The sequence below is a fragment of the Lentzea sp. NPDC036949 genome (assembly GCF_055608075.1).
On record NZ_JBVJRA010000010.1, the window covers coordinates 110,028 to 125,425 of the forward strand.

Genomic DNA, 15,398 nt, shown 5'->3' on the forward strand with positions numbered 1-15,398 from the left:
CGGTGCTGCGCGTCGCGGGTGCTGCTGTGGCTGGTGCCGGCGTGGTTGCTGCGCAAGCGCATGGCCGCTCACAGCACACGCACCACCGCCGCCTACGACCACGCGCGCCGCTCGGCGACACCGTCAGTCGCGCACCGGCACCTCGCGGCGCAGGACGACGTCGGACGGCGCCATGACGTGCCTGGCGTTGAGCGACCCGAACAGGGTGGCGAGCGGCTTGACCGCGGCGACCAGCCGCAGCACCGGCGCCGGCCCGTCGAGCCCGCGCCGCAACCGCTTGGCACTGCTCTGCTCGATGCGCACCTGCCGTTCCTGCTCGGCCTGCACCGGCGGCCGCCGCCGCACCTCCACCTCGGCGCAGGCCGCGTCGAGCTCGGCATCGGTCCCGCCGTCGAGCAGCACCGGCACGACCTGGTTCGCGGTCTCGGCGGCGTCGCAGATGGCGAAGTTGATGCCGTTGCCCCCGACCGGCGAGATGACGTGCGCCGCGTCGCCGATGAGCAGCACCCCCGGCCGGTACCAGCGGTCGACCGCCGTGATCCGGACCGGCAGCAGCGTGAACTCCCCCGGATCGGCGACGGCGTCGACCCGGTCGCCCAGCCACGGCAGGCTCTCCCGCAACGCCGCCACGACCGGCCCGGCCCCCTCCTCGCGGAACCGCGGGAACGAGCCGGCCTCGATGGTGAACCCGACCTGCCACCGGTCGAGCTGGTTGAGCACGGCGATGGTGCCCAGCCGGTGCCCGAACAGCTGCAACCCCGACAACGCCGGATCGCCGCCGCGGCGCGGGAACTCCCGCCACAGCAGGTCGAGGCTCGCCCCCAGCTCGATGGTCCGCGCCTCGGCGAGCACCCGCACCCTGGAGTTGCGCCCGTCGGCGGCCACCACGAGCCGGGCCCGCAGCTCGTGCCGTCCGTCGGCGTCGGCGTACTGCACACCGCACACGCGTCCGGTGTCGTCGCGCAGCAGCTGGCTCACCTTGGCCTGCATGCGCACCTCGAAGCCGTCGTAGGCGCTCGCGAGCCCGACCATGTGCGGCAGGAACAACGCCTGCGGGATCAGCGCGTAGTACGGGTACTTGGCGCTGGTCTTGTCGTAGCGGGCAATCGTGTACGTCTTCTTCGCCGTGTGCCAGTCGAACGTGCGGGCCGTGGTGTGCGGGATGGTCCGCAGCAGCTCGTCGGCCAGCCCGAGCTCGTCGAGGTAGTCGAGCACCGCCGGGGCGAGCGTGTCGCCGCGGAACCGGCGGTTGAAGTCCTTCTTCGCCTCCAGCAGCACGACCCTCAGCCCGGTGCGGGCCAGCAGGTGGGCGAGCACCACACCGGCCGGCCCACCGCCGGCGACGACGCAGTCGGTTGCGCGTTGTTCGACCATCGAAAGCTCCCGTGGCTGACTACCTGCGGAATCTGGTGAGGTGGGCTCAGGCCTGCATGACGGGCGGAGGTAACGACGCATGCCGTGCCTCCGATCCAGATCGAGCCAGGCGAATCCGAGCGAGAGCGGAGTGGCCCGTTGAGCGCTGCCGAACCCGAGGAACCGAACCGCACCGGGACATCTCCCCAGCAGCACGCACGAGAAGTCACCGGGAACAACTTCTCCGGCACGAACTACGGGACCGCGCTGCAGGCCGGCGTCGTCCACGGCGGCATCAACGTTCAACCCGAGTCGTGCCAGTGCGGCATCAGAGCGATCGGGGCGTGCGTTCGGTGCCGAAGACCCCTGTGCAGCCGCCATGCTCCGATCTACGCGGACCCGTTGCTGTGCACCTCGTGCGCCGTCGCGGACAGCGAAGAGCGGAAAGCGGCCGCGCCCGCGCTGGAAGCGGCTCGCAAGCTGCAGGAACAGGAACGACAGCGGCAGTACCTGGCACTTCCGCTGATGGACCCGCTGGCCCTCGCCACCTGGCTCACGACTCGTCCGGGCCTGGACGGCGAGACACTCGTGATGCGGCCTGGGCCGGTCGACGGTGCGCGCTTGCTCAGAGCGCTCCAGATCACGCGCATACCGCCGCGAACGCGCCCCAACAACGACGGCTCCTGGTGGGACCGGCGCTGGAACCCGGTGATCACCCTCGGATGGCCGGTGCGCGACGAGCACAAGAGCTTCACCGAGACCTCGGGCTGGAGCGAGAAGAGGTACCTCCAGCCCGACGGTCGCACGCTCGTCGAGCGGTGGGGGATGCGGACCTCGCTTCCGACCGACGACGAACTCCTGCCGTCCTCCCACCTGTACGAGCACGACGACCTGTTCCAGGCGCGGATGATCCTCCACAGGTGGAAGGACCACTACCCCGGCGGCGCAACCCTGTTGCCGGAGGTCTGACCGCCGCAGGTACGCCATCGCCACCACGTCGCCCCTCACCGACACGCCCCCGAGCGCCGCCCTCGGCGCGGATCTGGTGCGTGGAGGGACCGCCTGGCTGGTGGAGCGGGACAACGCGACTCCTCGGACATGCGAAACCCGGAACCTGGGATCACACGACGCTCATCATGCAGGCCTGGCAGGGCCGGGCAACCATGGATCGCATGGACGCCGAGGCGTGTCTTGTCACCGGTGCGAGCCGTGGTCCGGCCGTGGGGCCGCCGCGCGGCTCGCGGACGAGCGATGACGCGCCAGGACCTCCAGCAGCTGTGCGGCGCCGCGGTCCGGACCGGCCGCGCGGACCGCGGCGCGCAGGGAGGCGAACGGCTCGGGCTGGTCCAGCACCGACAGCAGCGCCTTCGTCACGTCCTCGGGGGTGGCGGCGTTGGGGTCGAGGCACACGCCCGCGCCCGCCCGTTCCGCGTCGTGGGCGATGCAGAACTGGTCGCTGGAGAACGGCAGCACCACCGCGGGAACCCCCGCCTGCAGGCATTCGGTGAACGAGTTGTTGCCGCCGTGGTGGACCATCGCGGCGACGTGCGGCAGCAACGCGCGCTGCGGGACCACGGACTCGATGACCACGCGTGGATCCGTTGCCAGGTCGGCAAGTTCAGCGACGCGGCCGCCGGCGGCGACCACCACGGTCAGGTCCGGGACCTGCAGGGCGCCGCGGACCACCGTGCGCAGCACGTCGTGGCGTGCGGACAGGAACGTGCCCAGCGCGACGAGCAGGACGCGGCGGCCGCGGACGCGGGCGAGCCAGGTGTCGTCGAGCGGTTCGGGAGTGGTGCAGTGGCCGAGGAACACCTGCTGTTGCGGTGACGGCAGCGGCGGAAGCCAAGGCAGGTGCGGGTAGTTCACGACGGCGGCGTGGGAGGAGGTCGAGGCGAACGCGCGGGGCGGCACCGGCCTGGACGGTGCGTGCTCGGCCAGGAACTCGGCGAACGCGGCGGTGAGGGCGCGGTCGGTGAGCCGCACTTCTGTTGCCAGCTCGGCGAGTTCGGCCGGTGACGGACGCACCGCGGACGGCCACAGCTGCGGCAGGCCGAAGAACTGGTCGTCGCGCGTGACGAGGTAGGTCGGGTGCCCGGTGACGTAGGACACGAACGGCAGGTCGAGCGCGTGCAACGCGAGCGTGGTCGCGTAGTCGATCTGGTCGACGACGTAGAAGTCCGGTCGCACGTCCTCGTGCAGTGCGCGGATGTCCTGCAGCACTTGGGCGGGCGCGGTCAGCGGCTCCGTCCTGCGCCGCCGGGTCTGCGCGAGCAGGGCCGCGACCGCACCTCCTTTCGTGGCTTCGAGGAAGTCGGTCACACCACGGGCCGCGCGGGCGTCCTGCGCGGTCCTCTCGGCGATGCCGCTGTTCGACTCGCGGGTCGTCCTCATTGCCGCGAAACGAACATCGCGTGCCAGGTCGGCGAACTCCGCGCCACAGGCGAACGTCACCTCCCGGGCACCTGCCGCGGCCAGCGCGGTGGCGAACACCGACATGGGCTGGGCGTGCGAGCGGAAAGGGGGACTCACAACGACAAAGCGCGGCACCTGGCTCCTCCTCCTCCTTGGCAGAACTCGGAAGTTGTTCGATCCGAACGCGCCTCCCGGTTCGAACACCGGGTGTGCGGACACATCCAGAGGTTCAGCGAGCGCTGGAAGCCCGGCAGAACACCGCTGCGGCGCCGGCCCCCGAGTCCGTGGTCGCGGCACTGACGAGCGACCCGGCCTTCTTCTCCCTGCTGTGCGAACAACTCCCCGCGATCGTGCGGGCACACGGCGCAGCGGCCGTGACCGCGCGGCTGCGGCACGCGTTGCGGTCCACTCAGGACGGCGAGCTCGGCACGTGGCTGCTCGACGCCGCCACGCTGCACCGCCTCACCCCGCTGACCCCCGACGAGGCACGGGCGCTCCTCCGCGGCCCGGCGCTGTGGCGGTACCTGGACGCGCTGGGCGAGCCGGTCGACGCCTCTCCGCGGTCCCCCTACGAGAAGCTGATGCTCGACCTGCTGCACGACGACCTCGCGCTGCCGGTGGCACCGCCGGCGGACGGGCCGGTCATCGCCCAGTCGATGCTCATCGGCGGCACGGCTCGGCCGGGTGAGGGCGCGAGCGGCGGGCTCACCGTGTTCCTGTCGTCACTGGCGGACGCGCTGGTGCGGCGGCCGGACGTCGGCCGGGTCGTCACCGTCGTGCTGGCGCCGGAACCGACGGCGGTGACGGTGACGCGGCACGCCGGGCTCGACCACTGGACGGTGCACGTCCCGGTCGACTCGCCGGTCGCGCTCGTCCAGCCGGACATGGCCCGCCACCGGGCCGGGATCACGTGGTGGCTCAGCCGGTTGCTGCTGCGGTGCGGTCTGGCGCCGGACGTCGTGCACGTCCGCTACTCCGACGACGGGTCCCTCGCCGTGGCCGACGCCGCGCGGCTGCTCGGGGCGCGGCTCGTGTTCACCGTGACCCCGGACCCGCACCGCCACCTCGCCGAACGCCACCTCGACGGCACCGCGGACGTGGCGGCGATGCGGTTCGACCTGCACCGGGTGTGGGCCGCCGACCACCTCGTCGCACGCGCGGACCAGGTGATCACCATCGGTGGCCGGCAGGACGAGGTCCTGGCGCACTTCCCGCAGCTGGACGCGGCGGCGTTGTGCGCGTTGGAGGAGGGCATCGCGCCACCACCGGCGCCGGCGGACCGCTCGCTGGTCGCCGAGCTGTTCGGGCCGTCCGCGCTCCCCCGGCTCGACGACTCGGCCGCCGGGTTGCCGGTGCTGCTCAACGTGGGGCGGCTGCACCCGATGAAGCAGCAGCCGCTGCTGGTGCGGGCGTGGCTGGAGGCGGGTCTGCACGAGCGGACCGCGCTGGTGGTCATCGGTGGTTCCCGCACCGACCGGACGCCGGACGAACAGGCCGTGCTCGACGAAGTGCTGGCGCTGGCCGAGTCCACGCCGTCGGCACGCGGCCGGATCGCGGTTCTTCCCGCGTGGTCCAACGACGACGTCCGGCGGTTGCAGCACGAGCTGGCGGCCACCGGCGGACCGCACGTCTACGCGTGTTCCAGCGTGAAGGAGGAGTTCGGCATCGCCGTGCTGGAGGCGATGGAGGCAGGGCTGCTCGCGGTGGGTCCGCAGCGCGGTGGCATGCACTGCTACCTCGACCACGGGCGCAACGGGTTCCTCGTCGACACCTCGACCGCGCGCACGCTCGGTGCGGGGCTGGCCCACGTCGTCGGACTCGGCGCGGCGGCGGCACCGGTGGCGGTGGCCGGGCGGGCGACCGTGCGCGAACGGTTCGCCATCGACGCGGTCGCGGAACCGTTCGCGGACCTCTACCGCCGGCTGGCGGGCTGACCGGTCAGGCCGAGCTGACCCGCACGAACACCTCGTCGGCCCCCAGCCTGCTGAACAGGTCCTGGTTGGCCGGGTCGCGGACCGCGGCGACGATGATCGCGGTCCGGTTGAGGCTGCGGACGGCCAGGGTGATCTGCAACCCGTCGAGGTCGTCGGGCACGGCGACGACGACCCGTCCCGCGAACGGCACCCCGGCGTGCCGCAACGCGCAGATGTCGCGCCCGTCGCCGCGGGTGGCCCTGGCGCCGTTGGCGAGCGCGCCGGTGAGCGCGACCGCGTCCGGGTCGACCACCACGACCTCGGTGTGCCCGTGGCGCAACGGCAAGTGGCGTAAGACGTCCAGCGCGGCGTCCCCGTAGCCGACGACGACGGTCAGCCCGATCACAGCGCACCCCGCCTCTCGTCACCCGCGCCGAGCGCCTTGCGGGACGGCGTGAGCTTCTCCGGCGACTCCGACTTGCGCGGCGGCCGGTCGTTGGCGATCAGCACCGCCATCCACGGCAGCGGCACGGACAGCAGGATCAGGGCGAGCGCGAGCCACCAGACCTTCGCGAACAGCACGGCCAGCACGAAACACGGGATGCGCAGGCTCATCATCACCGCGTACCGGCGCCGCCGGGCCGCGAGCTGGTCGGAGTAGGACGGCGCCGCCGAGGTGATCAGCACGGGGTGTTCGCTTCGATGCGAGTTCACAACCGATACCTCCGTTCTCCTAGTGGTTCGGCACGGGGACCGATCGGGTTCGTGTCTTGTGCGTCACTGCGGCGATCCCCGGAGGAGCTCGCGTCGGTGCGCCTGCGGCGGCCTTGTCAGTCGTACCCACGGCGCCCGGTTCCACACGACGCCGGACGGAGTGCTTTCGATGCGCGGCCGCGTGGAACACACCCCCTGGGCGGCGGGCGGGTCGACTGAGGACCACCTGCGCACCTGTGCGGCGTGCCGGTCCGGGCTCGCCGCGCGAGATGGCCGGACTGGGCTGGGAGACGCACCGGAAGGGCTCTAGCGGGTGTGGCTCCACGACGGTGCGGCCACGCTCGGCGTTCTCACCGGCGGCACCGGCACGGGGCGGGGCGATCTGAGCTGACGGTCACGCCGCGGCGGTGCGGCGCAGGCGGAACCACGCGGTCGCGGCGGCCACGAGCACCAGCGCCGCGGCCGCGACCACCGCCAGCGCGGGCTGTCCGGCGTCGGCCGCGGCGATGACCACCGCGACGAGCGCCCAGGCCACGGCGAGGCCGTAGGACAGCAGCCCGGAGGTGCGCCACAGCAACGCCACCGCGGTCGCCGTCGCACCGGCGAGGACCGCGACCTGGCCGGCGACACCGGCGGTGCCGTCGATCGGCGCCCCGCTCCCGGTGAGCGCCGTGGTGAGGTTGACCCAGATCGCCACGGTGCTCCAGCCGGTGTAGACGCCGAGCATGGTCCACAGCAGCAGCCGCGGTGACCGGTGCCAGCGCGCGATCTCGGCGCGGTGGGCGAGCGCGAGCCGCAACGCCTTGAGCAGGAACACGACCATCACGACGAACACGGCCACGGTCGACCACACCGGTTCCACCTCGGCCGCGACGAGCCAGACCGTGAACCCGGCGAACACCACCGCCAGCGGACGCGCCAGCCGGTCGCGCAGCTCACCGCCCGGTGCCTTCGTGACCAGCGCCCACACCGCGTACCCCAGGCACAGGGCCTCGACCAGGCCCCAGATGGAGAAGGCGTACCCGGCGGGCACGATCGGCGGCTCCCCCGCGCGGTCGGACGTGCGGAACTCCCCGCCGCCCAGCGCGGTGACGACGAGCGGGCTCACGACCTGCCCGGCCGCCAGCACGGCGAGCAGCACCCGCCACCCGAGCCCGGTACCGGTCCTCGTGGTCGTCAGCACTGCCTTCCTCCCCGCTCGGCGAACCGCTGCACCTCCATCGTCGGGGTCCGGTGCCCGGCCCGCACAACGGCCGGACGTCACCCGTTCGTGCAGTTCTGCCGGGAGGGGCGCCCGAACTAGGTTCGAAGTGCCGCCGAGGTGGGCCACGACGACAGGAGCAGGTGGGTGAACGCGTCAGCACGGGACGCCAGGGCGGGACTGCTGACCAAGCGCACGCTGGTGATCGCCTCGCACGCTGTGGAACGGGCCGCGCTCGCGGGCGACGGCTCCGAACCGCTGCTGGTGATCGCGATGTTCCAGCGGCTGCCCTACTTCGAACGCGAGAGCGAGGTCTACCGCCGCATCGCCGGGCTGGCGGAGGTCACGGTCGTGGGCATGGTCGCCGACCGCAGGCCGGACCTGCCGGCGGGGGTCACGCCGGTGCTGCTGCGCAAGGACGAGGAGCTGGCCGCCGAGTGGTCGGTGGTGGTGCTGTCGGCGCGGTTCGGTGCGAGCGTCGTGGCGACCGACCTCGGCGAGGTGGCCCTCGACGGCACCTCGCTGGAGCCGGCGCGGCTCTTCCACGGCCGCTGGGGGTTCCGGCGCGAGGAGGCCTACGCCGAGGCGGTCCGGCTGCGCGACGTGCTGGGCGACCGGGTGCCGCCCGACGTGCGCCGGCGGCTGGACGACGTGCTGGCGAGCACGGTCGAGCCGCCCGCGACCGAGGTGGAGCGGCGGGCGGAGGCGGCGGTGGTGCACCTGGTCACCGGCATGGCCCGTGCGCGCGACCGCGTCGAGCGGCTGACCGCGCGGCGGGCCGACGAGGTGCGCGACGCGCGCGACCCGTGGACCGGGCTGCACACGCCGGAGTCGCTGGACTCGTGGCTCGGCACGGACTTCGCCGACACCGTCGAGCTGGGGCTGATTCGCGTCCGGGTGCCGGACCTGGAGGACGTGGAGGGCCTGCACGGGCCGAGCGCCGCGGTGCACACCGAGAACAACGTCGCCGACCTGCTGCGCCGCGAGCTGCGGCCGGTGGACCGGGCGGTGCGGATGAGCCGCACGGAGTTCCTGCTCGTGCTGCCCGCGGTCCCGGCGCCGCGGGTGTGGTCGATCGCCGACAACGCCGCGGAGGCACTGGGGCGGCTGGAGGAGACGTACCCGCACGTTCCCGTCCGGGTGGAGGTGCAGACGGCGGCGACGACCCGGCGGCCGCTGCGGCTCGACGAGGTCTTCGGCACCCGCGGGCCCGCGGAGAACCGGGAGATGGTGCTGTCGGGCAGTTTCGACGACGACGAGTGGGACCACCTCCGCCCGGCCTGAGACGCCTGCCGCCCGTTGTGCGGCGTCGAACGAGGTGCGGTCCGGGCGGCGCCCCGCGGGACTGGTTCCGCTCATCGTGCAGATCCCGCAGGGCCTGCTTAGCGTTGGTGCATGTCCCTGATCTACTCCAGCGTCGTCGACGCACCGCTCGACGAGGTGTTCGCCTGGCATGAGCGCCCCGGTGCCATTCACCGGCTGACGCCGCCGTGGCACCCGATGAGCGTCGTGCGCGAGGCGAGCACGCTGGACGGCGGTCGCGCGGTCCTCGGCTTCCCGCTGGGGTTGCGCTGGGGCGCGAAGCACTCGGGGTACGCGCCGCCGCACCGGTTCGTCGACGAGCTCGACTCGGCGCCGCTGCGCTGGGCGTTGAAGTGGCGGCACAGCCACGAGTTCCGGGCCGAGGGCGACGGCACCCGGATGACCGACCGGGTGGACACGCAGGTGCCCGGCGCGCTGCTGCGGTCGACGTTCGCCTACCGGCACCGCCAGGTGGCGGCCGACCTCGCCGCCCAGCGGGCCGCCCGGCTCGCGGGCGACCGGCCGAGGACGATCGCGCTGACCGGTGCCGGCGGTCTGGTCGGCCGCGCGCTCGGGCCGTTCCTGACCACCGCCGGGCACCGGGTGGTCAGGCTGGTGCGCGGCCAGGTGAACGGTCCCGGCGAACGGCGCTGGGACCCGGACCGGCCCGCGCCCGACCTGCTGGCCGGGGTCGACGCCGTGGTGCACCTGGCCGGCGCGTCGATCGCCGGGCGGTTCACCGACTCCCACCGCGCGGCGATCCGCTCGTCCCGGATCGGGCCCACCCGCGCGCTCGCGGACCTGGCCTCGGCGGCCGGGGTGGAGGTGTTCGTCAGCGCGTCGGCGATCGGGTTCTACGGTCCCGACCGCGGTGACGAGGAGCTGACCGAGGAGAGCGAGCGCGGCGACGGGTTCCTGGCCGACGTGGTCGCCGACTGGGAGGCGGCGAGCAAGGCGGACGGGGTGCGCGTGGTGACCGTGCGCACCGGGCTGGTGCAGTCACCGGCCGGGGGCACGCTGCGGATCTTCCACCCGCTGTTCGCGGCCGGGCTGGGCGGCAAGCTCGGTGACGGGCACATGTGGCAGTCGTGGATCGGCATCGACGACCTCGTGGACGTCTACCACCGCGCGCTCTACGACACCGCGCTGTCGGGGCCGGTCAACGCGGTGGCACCGGAGGCGGTGCGCAACAGCGAGTACACGGAGGTGCTGGCGCACGTGCTGCACCGGCCGGCGCTGCTGCCGGTGCCGTCGTTCGCGCCCAAGGTGCTGCTCGGCGACCAGGGTGCCCGCGAGCTGGCGCAGGCCAGCCAGCTGGTGCGCCCGGCGGTGCTCACCAAGGCGGGGCACGTGTTCCGCTACCCGCGGCTCGACCCGGCGCTGCGCCACCTGCTGGGGCGGTGAGCGGTGGACGGCACCTGCGAGCTGTGCGAGGGCAGCGGCTCGATGACGTGGATGCAACCCGTTCCGGGCGCGGACGGCGGCATGGCGCTGACGGAGATGAGCCACCCGTGCGTCAACGGGTGCTCCGGCTGGTACCGGGCGCCTGCCGCTGAAGCGGGTCTGGTGGTCGACGGCGGACGGGACGCCCCCGCGGTCGGCAACGTCGCCGAGACCAACCTGCACCACCGCAGCGACTGGTCACGGCCGGAGCGCTGAGCGGGCGTAGGTGCTCGGCGTCGTGCCGTACCAACGGCGGAAGGCGTGGATGAAGCTCGCCGCCTCGGCGAAGCCGAGCTGACCGGCCGCCTGCTCCACCGACAGCCCGCCGCGGGTGAGCAGGACCGCGGCGCGCTCGGCGCGGACCTCGTCGAACAGGACCTGGTAGCTGGTGCCGGACTCGGTCAGCCTGCGCCGCAGGGTGCGGGGGCTGACGCCGAGGGCGCGGGCCACGACCGGCATGGTCTCCTCGAACCGGGCGGAGCCCTCCAGCAGCCGGCGGACGTCCCGCGCGATGCCCGGCGTCCTGCGGCGGCGGGCGGCGAGGTCCTCGCACTGCCGTGCGCACAGCGCCGTGGCCTCCGGGCTGGCCAGCGGCAACGCCCGCACGAGCACCGAGGCGTCCACCACGGACCGGTTGTGCGGTGCGCGGAACCGCGGCCGGGTGCCGAAGACCTGCTCGTGGTCGCGGGTGTCGGCCGGTGCGGGGTGGGCGAGGTCGACCGAGAGCACCGGCACGGCACCGGCGAGGAGTTCGCCGATCACCGTGTGGATGGCGGCGAGGTCGCGTTCGACGAGGAACGGCACCACGTCGGCGGGCAGTGCGCCGGGGTCGAGCGTGATCACCAGCCGGTCGCCGTCCAGCACGGCGGCGGGCGCGGTGAAGGTGAAGCTGAGGTCGAGGAAGCGCAACGCGACGTCGACCGCGTCCTGCACGGTGGCCGCGCTGAGGAACGCGTGACCGAGCACGCCGAACGTGGTGGCGTGGTAGTGCCGGCCCGCGGCGATCCCCGCGTGCGGCAACCGCGCGGCGAGGTTGCGCACGACCGCCAGCTCCTGCCGGGCACCGATCTCCGCCACCGGGTCGGCGAGCTGTTCGGCGGTGAGGTCGCTGCCGTCGAGCAGCTCCGCGCGGGACAGGCCCTGCCCGGCGCCGAAGCGCAGCAGCAGGGCCGCGCTCGCGATGCCGCGGGGGAAGTCCCAGTGCCGGGTCGCGGGTGGGGCCAACGTCCTTATGGCCGCGATTGTCAATCGCGCGGCCGGTGTTGTCCTGGTGCGAACGGGTGGTTGTTCCTAGCTTCGGTGACGTGCGAGAAAACCCCGAGGTGGTGGTCATCGGTGCCGGTTTCGGCGGCCTGGGCGTGGCGTTGTCGCTGCACAGAGCCGGTTTCGACCGGGTCACGGTGCTGGAGCGGGCCGACGAGGTCGGCGGCGTCTGGCGGGACAACACCTATCCGGGTGCCGCGTGCGACGTGCCGTCCTCGCTGTACTCGTACTCCTTCTTCCCCGACCCGTCGTGGCCGCGCCGCTACGCCGCCCAGCCCGACGTCCTGGACTACCTGCGGCGGGCGGCGGCGGTCGTGCGCGACCGGATCCGGTTCGGTGCGCGGGTCGTGGCCGCGACGTTCGACGAGGCACGGCACCGGTGGCGGGTGGAGCTCGCCGACGGCGAGGTGCTGGAGGCCGACGTGCTGGTGTCGGCGGTCGGCCATCTGAACCGGCCGGCGGTGCCGGTGCTGCCCGGCCTCGACCGGTTCGGCGGCCCGGTGTTCCACAGCGCCCGGTGGCGGCACGACGTGGACCTGCGCGGCACGCGCGTCGCGGTGGTGGGCACCGGGGCGAGCGCGGCGCAGTTCGTGCCGCGGGTCCAGCCGCGGGCAGACCACCTGACCGTCTTCCAGCGCACCGCCCCGCACGTGCTGCCCAAGCCCGACGGGGGGCTGCGCGGCCGGGCCTGTCCGCTGGCGGCACGGGCCGCGCGCGGCGGGGTGTGGCTCGCGGGCGAGGCGTTGACCGGGTTGCTGCACTCCGGCCGGTTCTCCCGCGGCCTGGTCGCCGGTCTCGCGGCCGCCCACCTGCGGGTGCGGGTGCGGGACCGGGCGTTGCGCGAACGGCTGCGGCCGACCACCCCGGTGGGCTGCAAGCGAGTGCTGTTCAGCAACGACTGGTACCCCGCGCTCACCGCCGCGAACGTCGACGTGGTGACCGAGCCGATCGCCGAGGTCACGGCGCGGGGCGTGCGCACCGCTGACGGCCGCGAGCACGCCGCGGACGTGCTGATCTGGGGCACTGGGTTCACCGTCGCCGACTTCGCCCTGCCGATGCGCGTCACCGGCAGGCGGGGCCGGGAGCTCGCCGGGGTGTGGGGCGGGCGGCCGCGGGCGCACCTGGGCCTGTCGGTGCCCGGTTTCCCGAGCTTCTTCCTGGTGTACGGGCCGAACACGAACCTCGGCGGCAGCTCGGTGATCACGATGATCGAGGCGCAGTGCCGTTACGTCGTGGCCGCGGTGCGCCACCTCGCGCACACCGGTACGGCGGCGCTGGAGGTGCGGCCCGGGGTCGCCGACGCGTTCGACGCGGAGATGCGGGCGCGGCTGACCGGCGGGCTGTGGAGCGGCTGCGGGTCGTGGTACCGCGCCGGCGACGGGTCCGTCACGACGAACTGGCCCGGCAGCACGCGGGAGTACCTGCGGCGCACCGCGGAGCTGCGGCTGGGCGACCACGTGCTGACGCACACCGGTGACCTGGCAGCGGAAGGGGTGTGACGCCGTGGACCACGACGTGCTGGTGGTCGGGTCGGGGTTCGGTGGCGCGGTGACCGCCCTGCGGCTGACCGAGAAGGGCTACCGGGTCGGCGTGCTGGAGGCGGGGCGCCGGTTCGCCGACGACGAGTTCCCGCGCACGTCCTGGCAGCTGCGCGACTACCTGTTCGCGCCGCGGCTGGGGTGCACGGGCATCCAGCGGATCACGCCGTTGCGCGACGTGCTGGTGCTCAGCGGCGCCGGGGTCGGCGGCGGGTCGCTGGTGTACGCGAACACCCTGTACGAGCCGGGCGAGGCGTTCTTCCGCGACCCGCGCTGGGCGCACGTCACCGACTGGCAGGCGGAGCTCGCGCCGCACTACGACCAGGCGAGCCGGGTGCTGGGGGTGGTGGAGAACCCGTGCCGCACCGCCGCCGACCGGTTGCTGCGCGAGGTCGCCGTCGAGCTCGGGGTGCCGTCGACCCACCGCCCGTCCCGAGTGGGTGTCCACTTCGGACCCGACGGCGAGGACCCGTTCTTCGGCGGTGCCGGGCCGCGTCGCACCGGGTGCACCGCCTGCGGCGCGTGCATGACCGGCTGCCGGCACGGCGCGAAGAACACGCTGCCGAAGAACTACCTGCACCTGGCCGAGCAGGCCGGTGCGCGGGTGTGGCCGTTGACGACGGTCACGGACGTGCGGCCCCGTCCCGGCGGCGGGTACGCGGTGCGCACGCGGCGGACCGGCGGGCGGGCGGAGCGGATCTTCACCGCCGGCCAGGTGGTGTTCTCGGCGGCGTCGCTGGGCACGCAGCAGCTGCTGCACCGCATCCGCGCCGGCGGTGGTCTGCCCGGGCTGTCGCCGCGGCTGGGAGCGTTGTGCCGCACGAACTCCGAGGCGGTCGTGGCGGTGCGGGTGCCGGGTGGGCGGATCGACAACTCGCTCGGCACCTCGATCACGTCGTCGATCCACCCGGACGCCGACACGCACGTCGAGGTGGTCCGCTACGGGCGCGGCAGCAACCTGATGGGCCTGCTGATGACCACGCTCGTGGACGGCGGACCCGGCCGGTTGCGCCGCGGTCTGGCCCAGCTGCGGGCCGAGTACCGCACGGCCCTGCGGATGCACTCGCCGCGCAGGTGGTCGGAGGAGACGATAGCGTTGCTGGTGATGCAGAGCCTGGACAACTCGCTCACCACGTCGTTGCGGCGGGGTCGCCTGACGACCCGGCAGGGCGAGGGCGCGCCGAACCCGTCGTGGATCCCGGCCGGGCACGAGGTGGCCCGCCGGCTCGCGGCCCGCGCCGGCGGCGTCGCGCGGGGCGCGTGGAACGACCTGGCGGACGTCCCGCTGACCGGCCACCTGATCGGCGGCTGCGTGATCGGCGACTCCCCCGCCACCGGCGTCGTCGACCCGTACCACCGCGTCCACGGCCACCCCGGGCTGCACGTGGTGGACGGCTCCGCGATCCCGGCGAACCTCGGCGTGAACCCGGCGCTGACGATCACCGCGCTCGCCGAGCGCGCGATGTCGTTGTGGCCCAACAAGGGTGAACCGGACCCGCGGCCCCCGCTCGGAGCGACCTACGCCCGGCTCAGCGCCGTGGCACCGCACCGGCCGGCGGTTCCGGCGGGGGCGCCGGCGGCGCTGCGGCCCGCGGGCGAGGTGACCGATGTCCGCTGACTTCCCCCCGGCGCCGTGGAACCTGTGCGGCCAGGGCTGGCTCACGGTGTGGACGGCACCACGTTCGGCGACGACCCTGCGGTTGCCGGGCGGCGTCGTGCCGCTGTCCCTGTTCGGCCGCGTGCTCGTGGTGTCGGCGTTCGTCGACTACCGCCCGCCCGGACTGCTCTCCTACCACGAGCTGATGACGGCCGTGGTGGTGCGGCGCGGGTTCCGGCCGGGACTGTCCATCACGGACATCTGGGTCGACGACACCCGGTCGCAGCAGGGCGCGCGAGCGATGTGGGGCATCCCCAAGGAGTTGGCGGACTTCACGCTCTCCGCCGGCCCGCTCGACGCCGTGGCGCTGGTGGACGACACGACCATCGCCGCCGCCGACGAGCAGCCCCTCCGGGCACCGGGCCTGCCGGTGTGGGCGGGGACGTCGGTGTGGCAGTCGCTGCACGGGAAGGCGCACCGCACCGCGCTGCGCACCTCGGCGCGGGTCCGGCCGACGCGGGTGCGCTGGCGGCTCACGCCCGGCGGGCGGCTCGGCTGGCTCCGCGCGGGCAAGCCGTTGCTGCACCTCGCGGTGACGAACCTGCGCATGCGCTTCGGCTGACGCCCCGCCGCCGCCGGACCGACCGCGCGCACCGACT

The 15,398-nt window shown here is 73.8% G+C and carries 14 protein-coding genes; 8 read left to right on the forward strand and 6 right to left on the reverse strand.

Annotated features, from left to right (window positions below; translation table 11 throughout):
- Positions 1 to 123: 123 nt before the first annotated feature.
- Positions 124 to 1,374 carry an FAD-dependent monooxygenase gene (locus ACZ7CD_RS26900; protein ID WP_470379957.1) on the reverse strand — a complete coding sequence of 417 codons (1,251 nt, stop codon included), beginning with the start codon at positions 1,372 to 1,374 and terminating at the stop codon, positions 124 to 126.
- 138 nt (positions 1,375 to 1,512) lie between these two features.
- On the opposite strand from ACZ7CD_RS26900, the gene ACZ7CD_RS26905 reads away from it, so the two are divergent.
- A complete protein-coding gene (locus ACZ7CD_RS26905; RefSeq protein WP_470379958.1) occupies positions 1,513 to 2,322 on the forward strand; it encodes a hypothetical protein in 810 nt (269 codons plus the stop codon).
- A gap of 225 nt (positions 2,323 to 2,547) precedes the next feature.
- Here the strand turns inward: ACZ7CD_RS26905 and ACZ7CD_RS26910 are convergent, their stop codons facing one another.
- Positions 2,548 to 3,852, reverse strand: coding sequence for a nucleotide disphospho-sugar-binding domain-containing protein (locus tag ACZ7CD_RS26910; protein ID WP_470374899.1), 1,305 nt, complete (start codon positions 3,850 to 3,852; stop codon positions 2,548 to 2,550).
- A gap of 200 nt (positions 3,853 to 4,052) precedes the next feature.
- On the opposite strand from ACZ7CD_RS26910, the gene ACZ7CD_RS26915 reads away from it, so the two are divergent.
- The gene (locus tag ACZ7CD_RS26915; protein ID WP_470379959.1) at positions 4,053 to 5,702 is read left to right on the forward strand and encodes a glycosyltransferase family 4 protein; all 1,650 of its coding nucleotides are present in this window, start codon (positions 4,053 to 4,055) and stop codon (positions 5,700 to 5,702) included.
- Between the two features lie 4 nt (positions 5,703 to 5,706).
- Here the strand turns inward: ACZ7CD_RS26915 and ACZ7CD_RS26920 are convergent, their stop codons facing one another.
- From ACZ7CD_RS26920 to ACZ7CD_RS26930, 3 genes are all read right to left on the reverse strand, one after another.
- The gene (locus ACZ7CD_RS26920) at positions 5,707 to 6,087 is read right to left on the reverse strand and encodes an NAD-binding protein (protein WP_470371117.1); all 381 of its coding nucleotides are present in this window, start codon (positions 6,085 to 6,087) and stop codon (positions 5,707 to 5,709) included.
- Positions 6,084 to 6,395: a DUF3099 domain-containing protein gene (locus tag ACZ7CD_RS26925; protein WP_360393021.1), complete on the reverse strand. Its 312-nt coding sequence runs from the start codon at positions 6,393 to 6,395 to the stop codon at positions 6,084 to 6,086. The genes ACZ7CD_RS26920 and ACZ7CD_RS26925 overlap by 4 nt, the downstream gene beginning before the upstream one ends.
- A 394-nt stretch (positions 6,396 to 6,789) precedes the next feature.
- Entirely contained in the window at positions 6,790 to 7,578 is a 789-nt protein-coding gene (locus tag ACZ7CD_RS26930) for a hypothetical protein (protein ID WP_470379960.1), read from the reverse strand.
- Positions 7,579 to 7,743: 165 nt separating this feature from the next.
- On the opposite strand from ACZ7CD_RS26930, the gene ACZ7CD_RS26935 reads away from it, so the two are divergent.
- The 3 genes from ACZ7CD_RS26935 (at position 7,744) to ACZ7CD_RS26945 (ending at position 10,557) form a co-directional block, all read left to right on the forward strand.
- The gene (locus ACZ7CD_RS26935; RefSeq protein ID WP_470379961.1) at positions 7,744 to 8,880 is read left to right on the forward strand and encodes a DICT sensory domain-containing protein; all 1,137 of its coding nucleotides are present in this window, start codon (positions 7,744 to 7,746) and stop codon (positions 8,878 to 8,880) included.
- Between the two features lie 111 nt (positions 8,881 to 8,991).
- Complete coding sequence (locus ACZ7CD_RS26940; RefSeq protein WP_470379962.1) at positions 8,992 to 10,302, forward strand: TIGR01777 family oxidoreductase; 1,311 nt, start codon at positions 8,992 to 8,994, stop codon at positions 10,300 to 10,302.
- Between the two features lie 3 nt (positions 10,303 to 10,305).
- The gene (locus tag ACZ7CD_RS26945) at positions 10,306 to 10,557 is read left to right on the forward strand and encodes a hypothetical protein (protein ID WP_470379963.1); all 252 of its coding nucleotides are present in this window, start codon (positions 10,306 to 10,308) and stop codon (positions 10,555 to 10,557) included.
- Here the strand turns inward: ACZ7CD_RS26945 and ACZ7CD_RS26950 are convergent.
- Positions 10,540 to 11,565 carry an AraC family transcriptional regulator gene (locus tag ACZ7CD_RS26950; protein ID WP_470379964.1) on the reverse strand — a complete coding sequence of 342 codons (1,026 nt, stop codon included), beginning with the start codon at positions 11,563 to 11,565 and terminating at the stop codon, positions 10,540 to 10,542. The two genes, ACZ7CD_RS26945 and ACZ7CD_RS26950, sit on opposite strands and share 18 nt — an antisense overlap.
- Positions 11,566 to 11,645: 80 nt before the next feature.
- Here ACZ7CD_RS26950 and ACZ7CD_RS26955 point away from each other — a divergent pair, with 80 nt between their 5' ends.
- From ACZ7CD_RS26955 to ACZ7CD_RS26965, 3 genes are read left to right on the forward strand one after another with little or no spacing between them, the layout of a single operon-like run.
- The gene (locus ACZ7CD_RS26955) at positions 11,646 to 13,103 is read left to right on the forward strand and encodes a flavin-containing monooxygenase (RefSeq protein WP_470379965.1); all 1,458 of its coding nucleotides are present in this window, start codon (positions 11,646 to 11,648) and stop codon (positions 13,101 to 13,103) included.
- 4 nt (positions 13,104 to 13,107) lie between these two features.
- On the forward strand, positions 13,108 to 14,760 hold the full coding sequence (locus tag ACZ7CD_RS26960; RefSeq protein ID WP_470379966.1) for an FAD-dependent oxidoreductase: 1,653 nt from the start codon (positions 13,108 to 13,110) through the stop codon (positions 14,758 to 14,760).
- Entirely contained in the window at positions 14,750 to 15,361 is a 612-nt protein-coding gene (locus tag ACZ7CD_RS26965; protein WP_470371124.1) for an acetoacetate decarboxylase family protein, read from the forward strand. The genes ACZ7CD_RS26960 and ACZ7CD_RS26965 overlap by 11 nt, the downstream gene beginning before the upstream one ends.
- The last annotated feature ends 37 nt before the right edge of the window (positions 15,362 to 15,398 follow it).